The organism is Neisseria sp., assembly GCF_041804105.1.
GTDB lineage: Bacteria > Pseudomonadota > Gammaproteobacteria > Burkholderiales > Neisseriaceae > Neisseria.
Genome location: NZ_JBHCJY010000115.1, coordinates 1 through 9,726 on the forward strand (window position 1 = coordinate 1; position 9,726 = coordinate 9,726).

Genomic DNA, 9,726 nt, shown 5'->3' on the forward strand with positions numbered 1-9,726 from the left:
CAAGACAGAATAACGGTCCGGCAGCAGTAATAGCATTGCCTGTAGTAAGTACTTTTACTCTCAAGGTATGTGTTACGCGCAGTAAGTTTTCGCAGGGCTTTGTAAGTCTTTTGCCCATTGGGATAGTTGTTGCTAAAATAACCCGTTCCTAGAGGCCGGTATAATAAATATGCCGTCTGAACCCAATAAGGTAGCTTATGAACGCAAAAAAACAACATGGTAAAGGCTTGGCAGGTTTTTTGTCCGGGCTGTTGCTGGCCACAGCCGCTATCATCGGTATTTTGTTTTTTCTGAACAAAGACGGAAAAAATTCATTTAAAGAATCCGCCCGGCAGGAAAAAACCGCTTCGAGACCAGAGATATTAAGTCCTGAAGGAAATGAGGAATCAGAAAGCGGAAGCAAGCCGAAGCAAAGTGATGCGGAACAGGATTCCAAGCCGTCGGATGCAGGGCCAAAAAATGCATCTGAAAGGCAAAGCGTAGAATCAGAGGATGAGTCGGCCAAAGCGGAAACGGAGCAGCAGCGTAATGATGAATCGGAAGAGGATAAAGCTGTAGTAGCCTTGCCGCCGAAAAAACAGTCTGAGCAGACTGCGCCAAAATCCGAAAATGACACAAAACAGTCTGCCAAGTCTGCTTCAGACGGCTTGGTCGGTAATGTTGACTCGGATCGTAAAGCTGCGCAAGAGCAGGCTGATAAAAAGGCTGTCGATCGTAAGAGTCAAGAGCAGAAAGCACCTGTTGATAAAAAAGGGCAGACATCTGCGAAGCCTGCGACCGGTGGTGCTAAAGATCAAAAACAGAAAGATGCGGATAAGCGTACCGATACTAAAAAATCCGGTACGACGAAAGAAAATGCGCGTAAAACCGCCAAACCCACGCCGGAAGAAATTTTGGACAGTGGCAGCGTTGAAAAAGCTCGGGAAGCTGCACGCGAGAAACGCCGTGAAGAAGAGCGGGCGCGCCGTGTCATTGAAGCTGATAACGGAAAAAACAAAGCCGAACGAAAAGCGAAATCTTCAGACGGCCAAGCGAAAAGCGGCAGGAAAGTTTATCTGCAAATGGGTTCGTACAACCAGCGCGGACAGGCCGATAGCCAGCGTGCCAAACTTGCCATGATGGGTGTATCCGCCGGTGTCGTCGAATCGGAAGTAAACGGTAAAACCGTTTACCGGCTGCAAAGCGGCGCGATAGATTCGGCAGAAGCCAAGCGAATCCAGCAAACCCTTCAGCGCAACGGTGTCAGCAGTTTTACCCGTAGTGCCAAATAACCGATAACTTTATTAGGAAAACCCATGAAACTCAAAACCGTATTTCTGGCGGCGGCTCTTGCATTGACCGCCCATGCCCAAGCTGCCACGGAAGGTAAAGACTACACTGTATTGGCCAAGCCGATTCCCCAGGCTCAGGCAGATAAAATCGAAGTACTCGAATTTTTCGGGTATTTCTGTGTGCACTGTTATCATCTTGATCCTGTCATACTCAAACATGCCAAAACTTTCCCGCGCGATACTTACCTGCGTACCGAGCATGTGGTTTGGCAGCCCGAGATGTTGGGCCTGGCCCGCGTTGCGGCGGCCGTTAACGCATCGGGTCTGAAATACCAGGCCAATCCTGCCGTGTTCAAAGCCGTGTACGAGCAAAAAATCAATTTGGCCGACAGCAACACGTTTAAGCAGTGGGCAAAGGCACAAAAAAGTTTTGACAGCGGAAAATTGATTGCCGCGTATGACAGTGCGAACAATCAGACTCTGGCTAAGAAAATGGAAGAGTTGACCAACACTTACCAAATCAGCGGTACACCTACCGTGATTGTCGGCGGTAAGTATGAGGTCAAATTCAATGGCGACTGGAACGCAGGCATGAAAACCGTTGATGAGCTTGTGGCCAAAATCCGTGCCGAACGCGGTATGAAGGCACCTGCTCCGAGAGTCGCTCTAAAAAGCAAGGGTGCATCGGTAGCCAAATCCGCCAACCGTTAAGCGAACACAGAGTGAAAAATAAAGCAGCCTGTATAGGCTGCTTTTTATTCGGTATGAATCAGAAGCGTAACACTTTTTCAACAGATTGGCCGTCTGAAAAAAACGGAAAGCGCTATGCGAAACAGTTTTTCGGGATAATTTGTGCTGTTCTGCTGTGTCATCGTATCTTCTGAACAGTAGGCAGTTTATAGTCTTTTTCAGACGGCATTAATATGTTGTGGATTTTAGATTTCGTCAGGGCTGTGCGGTATTTTGAACAACGGTTTTGAGATGTATGTTCAATCAGATATGCGGAGCAACCGCAAACAATGACAGGCATGATTTCTGTTTGAGTTTTTGGAAACTGAACCACCGTTTTTTCAATCACATTTTTCAATCAAAAAATATCGCAATGCTGTGTCATAAAGATTAAGCAGGTTTGTCATAAGGCAAAAAAGCGGCTGCCGGATTGCGGCATAATTTATCCATAGTAGGCAGTTGTTCGGATGTTTTCCGCTGTTACCATGTTCCCGAAAAAATTTTGCACTTGCGCCAAAATGCGTACAGGGAGCGGCGGTTCAGTATAAAAGTTCCGCCTTGTTTACCGTCGGTAGCAACAGTTAGTGTTTTCAGACGGCCTGTTTTCAAGGCTGCCAGCGCGGGGGTAAACCATTGTTGTTCCCATTGTTCGATAATGGTTTTGTAGGCCCACACATCGCCGGTATGGAAAGTCGGAACGAGATCGTCCAAAAATACGATGCCGTCTGAAATGTCCGGCTGGTTTTCCTGCATCATTTGCAGCCATTCATTGAAACCATAAGGAACATCCGTGTAGATGCCCGGGTAAAACTGAGCCCACGGACTGTCGGACGATACCGCCGAACGGCCGTCTGATTGCCCGATAACGTCATTCCACAACCAGATGCCGTTGATGGGCGGTAAACCGTTGCTGTTGCGCTTACTGTTGAGCACATGGTTGTGCAGCCACATTTGGATTTCGGTTTGGTATCTCAGCCATTTCAGACGGCCTTCGCCTTCGGCCTGTACGCTGCTGTCAATTTGGCCACACACATCCAGTATGCACGGCGAGAGCCAATCGGGAGTGTCGGGTAGAGTCAGTAGCCATAAAGTGGGGTTCAGTGGTTGGAACCGCCATCCGTTTTCGCTGTAAAATGAAGTCAGGCCGTCGCACAGCTCGACTGCTTCCTGTTCGGAAATGCCAAAGCTGCTGCCGTCGAGCAGGCTCATATGATGCAGTTCCATCTGCTGCCAAACCGGTGATGCAAAAACAGTGTTCGATGCAATATCCAACCCGATTTTCCGTTTGGCCGCATTTGACAAGCTACCCTGCCATAAAAAGCGCCCGTAAAATTCAGACGGCCTTAAGGCTGCTGCGGTATATTTTCCAAAACGCAAAATTTGGTTAAAAGAGGGAAGCGAAAGTGGCGGGACAGTTTCGTCGTGATTGCGGTTGAGTGAGGGCAGAGCGAGGGTCAGGTTCATGGTGCAGTGGGGAGGAAAAACGCCTATTTTACGCAATATCGGTGCTGTAATAAAACTGCTGTTGAACGGTATATTTCTGCAACGAACGGAGTCGGCTGCGGCATATTGTGGTAAAATGATTGCCGTAAAGTTGGGAAAACCCCTATGCGGTTTTTCTGAAATTCCGCGATAATAGCGGGCGTGATACGGCGGCTTTTTATTTGATATTCATGGCATTGCAGTTTCAGTGTTATTTGAGACTTGGTGCGGTTTATGAAATAAATAGCTGTTTTTAATTAGAAATTTTAAAATAACCAAGATAATCAGGTGCCGTTTGGGCAGCCGAAGACGAGGACGATTGAGTGAAAAAACTTTCCGGTTCTTTTTTCAATAAATTTTGGACAAACAAACCTGTACGTTGGTCGCTGTTGGGTATTCTGTTGCCTGTCTCCGGTGTGATGACCGCGTATGCAGTAACCGATCCGAATCTGAAAAATTCGTTTTTCAAAATCGAACGCGTTTCGGAAGAGCTGCCGGCTGTATTCGTCGATACCGGCACATTTCAAAGCAGCTATTGGGCGCAAGAAGCGGTACAAAGTGGTGATTCTCTTGCCGACGTATTGTCGCGCATGGGTGTTGCCCCCAATGAAATCAAGCAGATTATGGCCAAGAACAATGCCGAGCGTAATATGACCCAATTGCGCCCGGGACAGTCGGTCAATATTCGTGTCGATGCTTCCGGCCAGCTTACCGATGTGCAGTTCTTCAATGATGAAGAACTGGAACGCAATCTTGTCGCCTTGGAAAAGGTTAACGGCAAGTGGCGGGCATCGCGAGCAGAAGTCGATATGAAAACCATGCCCACCCTGCGTTCGATTGTTGTGCGTACTTCTGCACGCGGCGCAATGGCACAAGCCGAAATTCCCGTTGAAGTGCGCGAATCTTTGCAGGAGATTTTCAAAGATACCGTCAATCTTGACGACCTGAAAGAAGGCGATGTTGTCCGTCTGCTCTATAACAGCATGTATTTCCGCGGTCAGCAGATGGGTACGGGCGATATTTTGGCCGCAGAAATCACCAAAGGCGGTAAAACCTATCAGGCCTATTACTACAGCCAAGGAAAAGGCGACGAAGAAAGCGGTAACTATTACGATGCCAGCGGTAAAGCCATTCAGGCTAAAGAAGGCTTTTCGCAACACCCGCTCCCCGGTGCACGTATTTCCTCTCCATACGGCTATCGCGTACATCCCGTACTTCGCAGCGTGCGCATGCATACCGGTATTGACTACGCAGCGCCCAGCGGTACGCCCATCCGTGCCCCCGCAGATGGCGAACTGATTTTCAAAGGCTGGAAAGGCGGTTACGGCAATACTGTGATGATTCGCCATAAAAACGGTATGGAAACGCTTTACGGCCACTTGAGCGCCTATTCTCAGTCAACCGGTGCGGTGCGTGCAGGTGATATTGTCGGTTATGTCGGTTCCACCGGTCGTTCCACCGGGCCGCATCTGCACTACGAAGTCCGTATCAGCGGCCAACCTGTGAACCCAGCCACAGTCGCCCTGCCGACACCCAAGCTGACCCCGGACAACATGGCCGCATTCCGCAAACAGTTAAGAGAGTCTGATACTTCTTTGGCTGCCATTCGCGATATTCCTGTTTCGGTTGCACAGTTGGATTAAAACTTCGGAAAAGCATCGATAATGCCGTCTGAAAAAAGTTTCAGACGGCATTTCTGTTCCGTTTTTCCAGGCGGGTTTGGTTGTGCTGATATCTTGTTTTCTTTCAAAATCTGCTTGAACAAAATGCCCTTTTTATGGTATAAATCACGTTTTACTATTTTAGAAGTTTGGAGACCAACCATGGCACGAGTTTGCAAAGTGACCGGTAAACGCCCGATGTCTGGCAGCAACGTATCACACGCCAACAACAAAACCAAACGTCGTTTTTTGCCTAACTTGCAATCACGCCGTTTTTGGGTAGAAAGTGAAAACCGCTGGGTGCGCCTGCGCGTATCAAACGCTGCTCTGCGTACCATCGACAAAGTAGGTATCGATGTCGTTCTGGCCGACCTGCGTGCGCGCGGCGAGATCTGATTACGTTCAGCTAGATAAGGATTACTGTAATGCGCGATAAAATCAAACTGGAATCAAGCGCCGGTACCGGCCATTTCTATACCACCACAAAAAACAAACGTACCATGCCCGGCAAGCTCGAAATCAAAAAATTCGATCCTGTTGCCCGCAAACACGTTATCTACAAAGAAACCAAATTGAAATAATCCGCTTTGGTTTTGATGTTGCAAGAGCTCCCGTTCAGGGGGCTTTTTGTTTGGTCGGGCTTTTTAATCATGGTTGTTTCGGCTATTTCGTTGACGGCATACCGACAAGAATCATTTTTCGAAACCTGTACCGCTTCCGTGCAGTCGGGAATCCGGAATCCATGTTTGCAATCAGGTTTTTTATTAAACAATTACTTATCAGTATCCAAGCTGGATTTCCGTTTGCACGGGAATGACAAAAAATTAAATATCAGCGTAATACCAAACACAGCTTTTAATCATCAAGGCCGTCTGAAAATATTTTTCAGACGGCCTTTGCTTTGGCGGTTGCGCCGGCTCGGGTTTACGGGTTACGGGCAGGGGTTGCTGATTTCAGCATGTATCGCATCAATCGCGGCAAGTACGTCGTCAGACAAGGTAACGTCTGCCGTGGCAATATTTTCGGCAAACTGTGCCAATGTCGTCGCGCCGATGATGTTGCTGGCAACGAAAGCCTGTTGGGTAACGAAGGCCAGCGAAAGTTCGGTCAGGGTCAGGCCCGCTTGGTCGGCGACGGCGGCATAGCGTTCGACGGCTTCGCAGGCTTTGGGTTTGGTATATCGTTGGAAGCGTTCGAACAGGGCCAGGCGGCTGTTTTCCGGTTTGGTGCCGTGGCGGTATTTGCCGCTCAATACGCCGAAGGCCAGCGGCGAATAGGCCAGCAGCGGAATTTGTTCGCGCAGCGAGATTTCGCTCATGCCGACTTCGTAGCTGCGGTTGAGCAGGTTGTAGGGGTTTTGTACCGATGCGGGACGCGGCAGGGCAGGGTTGCGTTCGTGTTCGTTGAGGTAACGCATCGTGCCCCACGGGGTTTCGTTCGACAGGCCGTAGGCACGGATTTTGCCCTGTTTGACGAGTTCGTCGAGCGCGCCGACGATTTCTTCAAACAGGGTAAACGTTTCGCCGTCGGCAAGGGCGGATACGCCGAGTTTGCCGAAATAATTGACTTTGCGTTCCGGCCAATGCAGTTGGTAGAGGTCGAGATAATCGGTTTTCAGACGGCCCAGGCTCGCGTTGCAGGCTTCGATGATTTGGGCGCGGGAAAAATCGTTGCCGCCCCTGATGTAGCTGTCGAGGCCGTTGGCATTGTTGCCGGTAGGTCCGGCGATTTTGCTGGCGAGCACGAAATCGTCGCGTCGGCCGCGTTTGGCAATCCAGTTGCCGATGAATTGTTCGGTACGGGTATAGGTTTCTTTGCACGGCGGCACGGGATACATTTCGGCGGTGTCGATGAAGTTCACGCCGTGCGCGAGTGCGTAATCGAGTTGGGCGTGTGCTTCGGCTTCGGTGTTTTGCTCACCCCAAGTCATGGTGCCCAAACAGATTTTGCTGACTTGGATACCGGTGATGCCTAAAGATCGCTGTTCTATATATTGCTCCTTGTTCGGTGGATGGTTAAGGCCGTCTGAAAACCATGCGGCGGTTTCAGACGGCCTTTTGCCTCGGTCGAAAAGGCAGGGCAGACAGCAAGGCTTTGTTAAAACCGGCGACGGTGCGGATTTATCTGTGCCGTCCAATCCGTGCAGACGGAAAACTGATGCCCGGGTTGTGTAACTGATTGAACAGGAAAAATTTTCCTGTGTTTTTAGTGGCTGCCCGCCTGCGCGGAAATGACGGAAATTATCCTAAAAATAGCCCGCCTTTTTTCGCTCTTCCATCGCCGCTTCCGATACGCGGTCGTCCATGCGGGTGGCGCTGCGTTCCGAAATCGTGGCCGCAGCGGTTTCGGCGATGATTTCAGACGGCGTGGCGGCGGTGCTGGCAACGGGGCAGGTGCAGGAAATGTCGCCGACGGTGCGGAAGCGCACGCTGCGGATTTCCGATGTTTCGCCGTCGCGCTTGGGCGTGAGCGGGGTAACGGGAACGAGCAGGCCGCCGCGTTCCACCACTTCGCGTTCATGGGCATAATAAATCGGCGGCAGGGCGAGGTTTTCGCGCTCGATATACTGCCACACGTCGAGTTCCGTCCAATTGGAAATCGGGAACACGCGCATGTTTTCGCCTTGGAACAGGCGGGTGTTGTAAAGGCTCCAGAGTTCGGGGCGCTGGTTTTTCGGATCCCATTGGCCGAATTCGTCGCGGAACGAGAAAATCCGCTCTTTCGCCCGCGCCTTTTCTTCGTCGCGCCGCGCGCCGCCCATCAGCGCATCGAAGCCTTGCTCTTCGATGGTTTCCACCAGCGTAACTGCCTGCGCCGCGTTGCGCGAATCTGTTTCGCGGCGCAACACCACCGTACCGCGCCTGATGGAATCTTCCACATGGCCGACCACAAGCTGAACGCCCGTTTCGGCAACCGTTTGGTCGCGGAACGCAATCACTTCGGGGTAGTTGTGCCCCGTATCGACGTGCAGCAGTTTGAACGGCAGCTTCAGTGGACGGCCTTCGATTTTGAAGGCTTTCACGGCCAGCGCGAGCAGCACCACCGAATCCTTGCCGCCGGAAAACAGCAGCGCGGGGTTTTTCGCTTCGGCAATCACTTCGCGGATGATGTAGATCGACTCGGCTTCGAGCCAGTCGAGATGGCGGTTTTGGATGGACATGGTGTTCTTTCGGCAGTTGCGGTCGGTCGGATGTTTAGACGGCATCCCGTGCGGCAGCGGGTTTCAGACGGCGTTGGGATGCCTGTGTTTTCAGCCCGAACTTTAAACAGGCCGTCTGAAAAAGGGAAAGACTGTGTTGTTTTAATGAAAGACGGTTTGGTTATATCGCGTCTGCCGAACCAAACGCGCGAACCCTGAAAACAAGCGGCAGGCCGTCTGAAAACGTTCAAGCCGGATTTTCTTGACGGAACCGGCGCAGTATTTTACGGTATGGCAGGCGGTACGGATCGGCCGTCTGCAAAACCGAACAGAAAGGAAATAAGCTGATGAAGAAGATAGTGAATGTGGCCGCAGCAGCGGTTTTACTGGCAGCGGCAATGCCTTCCGTTGCGGCGGAATCCCGAAATGCAGTCAGTGAGGGCGGCAAAATCCGAGCGGTATACCCGATAGAAGCGCAAAAAAGCGGTATAGAGGGCGTGGTCGGTTTGGAAATTTTGGTTTCCCCGCAGAATCGTGTCCACAAAGTAACCGTTACCCGCAGCAGCGGTTCGCCCATATTGGACGAAGCGGCGGTAAAAGCGGTACATGAGGCATCGTTTCGGGTAACGGATTGGACGCGGATAAAAACCCAGGTGGAGTTTAAACTGAGAGGATAAATTATCTTGTACATCAATCGTTTGTAAGCCGAGGGCTTCGTAGCGATTGTATCCGGTAAGTTTTCAGACGGCATAGGGATGTTTGCGGTTTCAGTACGCTTAAAACAGGCCGTCTGAAAAATAAGGCTGTGCGGAAGGTGCTACCGGCATACAGGTAGGGCAGACTTTTCCGATTCCGTCATTTCCGCAGGCGGGAATGACGGGTTCGGTTAAGGCAAAACAGGTAAACTGCTTTCACTTATTCGGCTTCTTAACGGGATGCGGACTTGGACGGATACAGGTGCCGGCGGCGGTAAAAAAGTAAGGCTGTGTTTGGATATTACGTTGATGCTTACTTCCGTCATTCCCGCGCAGGCGGGAATCCAGTTACGATATTCGGTAAGTGATTGCTTAACAAAAAAGATACCGGATTTCAAACATGGATTCCCGCCTACGCGGGAATGACGGAAGTGGGAGAAATCCGTCTTGCCGGTGTGTTCTCAACGCAATACCCGAACACAGCCAAAAGTAAAACCGTGCTTAAAGTGCATCGGCAAGTGCTGCGGGTCGTTCGCAAGCCTGCCGACAATAAAGGTCGTCTGAAAAAAGTTTTCAGACGGCCTTTGCTGCTCCTTCTTCTCCTTATTGTCCGTTTCAGGCTAAGCCTGTGCCGCCCAGAAATCGCGCGGGGCATCCAATACCGGTTTCACAATACCGGTGCGCACGGAGAAATCGCCGAAGCCTTCGTTTTCTTCGCGGTTGGCCGCCCAATCGGCCAGCCAGCCGTC

Annotated in this window: 9 protein-coding genes; 6 read left to right on the forward strand and 3 right to left on the reverse strand. The window is 50.8% G+C overall.

Annotation, left to right across the window (positions count from 1 at the left end; genetic code table 11):
* Positions 1-197: 197 nt before the first annotated feature.
* Positions 198-1,271, forward strand: a complete 1,074-nt coding sequence (locus ACEYDX_RS10005) for an SPOR domain-containing protein (RefSeq protein WP_373741878.1) — start codon at positions 198-200, stop codon at positions 1,269-1,271.
* A 24-nt stretch (positions 1,272-1,295) separates the two neighbouring features.
* On the forward strand, positions 1,296-1,982 hold the full coding sequence (locus ACEYDX_RS10010) for a thiol:disulfide interchange protein DsbA/DsbL (RefSeq protein ID WP_373741879.1): 687 nt from the start codon (positions 1,296-1,298) through the stop codon (positions 1,980-1,982).
* Between the two features lie 498 nt (positions 1,983-2,480).
* Here the strand turns inward: ACEYDX_RS10010 and ACEYDX_RS10015 are convergent, their stop codons facing one another.
* Positions 2,481-3,224, reverse strand: coding sequence for a hypothetical protein (locus tag ACEYDX_RS10015; protein ID WP_373741880.1), 744 nt, complete (start codon positions 3,222-3,224; stop codon positions 2,481-2,483).
* A 677-nt stretch (positions 3,225-3,901) separates the two neighbouring features.
* On the opposite strand from ACEYDX_RS10015, the gene ACEYDX_RS10020 reads away from it, so the two are divergent.
* From ACEYDX_RS10020 to rpmG, 3 genes are all read left to right on the forward strand, one after another.
* Positions 3,902-5,125: a M23 family metallopeptidase gene (locus ACEYDX_RS10020; RefSeq protein ID WP_373741881.1), complete on the forward strand. Its 1,224-nt coding sequence runs from the start codon at positions 3,902-3,904 to the stop codon at positions 5,123-5,125.
* Positions 5,126-5,305: 180 nt separating this feature from the next.
* Positions 5,306-5,539, forward strand: a complete 234-nt coding sequence (rpmB, locus tag ACEYDX_RS10025) for a 50S ribosomal protein L28 (RefSeq protein ID WP_373741885.1) — start codon at positions 5,306-5,308, stop codon at positions 5,537-5,539.
* 29 nt (positions 5,540-5,568) lie between these two features.
* Positions 5,569-5,724, forward strand: coding sequence for a 50S ribosomal protein L33 (rpmG, locus tag ACEYDX_RS10030; RefSeq protein ID WP_003684373.1), 156 nt, complete (start codon positions 5,569-5,571; stop codon positions 5,722-5,724).
* Between the two features lie 350 nt (positions 5,725-6,074).
* Here rpmG and ACEYDX_RS10035 read toward each other — a convergent pair whose 3' ends face one another.
* Both ACEYDX_RS10035 and cysD read right to left on the reverse strand, forming a co-directional pair.
* Positions 6,075-7,280 (reverse strand): aldo/keto reductase, encoded by a 1,206-nt coding sequence (locus ACEYDX_RS10035; RefSeq protein WP_373741882.1) that lies wholly within the window; start codon positions 7,278-7,280, stop codon positions 6,075-6,077.
* 108 nt (positions 7,281-7,388) lie between these two features.
* Entirely contained in the window at positions 7,389-8,303 is a 915-nt protein-coding gene (gene cysD, locus ACEYDX_RS10040; protein ID WP_373741883.1) for a sulfate adenylyltransferase subunit CysD, read from the reverse strand.
* Positions 8,304-8,629: 326 nt separating this feature from the next.
* Between cysD and ACEYDX_RS10045 the strand changes: the two genes are divergently transcribed.
* A complete protein-coding gene (locus ACEYDX_RS10045) occupies positions 8,630-8,959 on the forward strand; it encodes an energy transducer TonB (RefSeq protein ID WP_373741884.1) in 330 nt (109 codons plus the stop codon).
* The last annotated feature ends 767 nt before the right edge of the window (positions 8,960-9,726 follow it).

Excerpts from the sequence above, each read along its gene's own strand:
- ACEYDX_RS10005 (WP_373741878.1), top strand. The coding sequence starts at position 198 with ATGAACGCAAAAAAACAACATGGTAAAGGCTTGGCAGGTTTTTTGTCC.
- ACEYDX_RS10010 (WP_373741879.1), top strand. The coding sequence starts at position 1,296 with ATGAAACTCAAAACCGTATTTCTGGCGGCGGCTCTTGCATTGACCGCC.
- ACEYDX_RS10015 (WP_373741880.1), bottom strand. The coding sequence starts at position 3,224 with ATGGAACTGCATCATATGAGCCTGCTCGACGGCAGCAGCTTTGGCATT.
- ACEYDX_RS10020 (WP_373741881.1), top strand. The coding sequence starts at position 3,902 with ATGACCGCGTATGCAGTAACCGATCCGAATCTGAAAAATTCGTTTTTC.
- rpmB (WP_373741885.1), top strand. The coding sequence starts at position 5,306 with ATGGCACGAGTTTGCAAAGTGACCGGTAAACGCCCGATGTCTGGCAGC.
- rpmG (WP_003684373.1), top strand. The coding sequence starts at position 5,569 with ATGCGCGATAAAATCAAACTGGAATCAAGCGCCGGTACCGGCCATTTC.
- cysD (WP_373741883.1), bottom strand. The coding sequence starts at position 8,303 with ATGTCCATCCAAAACCGCCATCTCGACTGGCTCGAAGCCGAGTCGATC.
- ACEYDX_RS10045 (WP_373741884.1), top strand. The coding sequence starts at position 8,630 with ATGAAGAAGATAGTGAATGTGGCCGCAGCAGCGGTTTTACTGGCAGCG.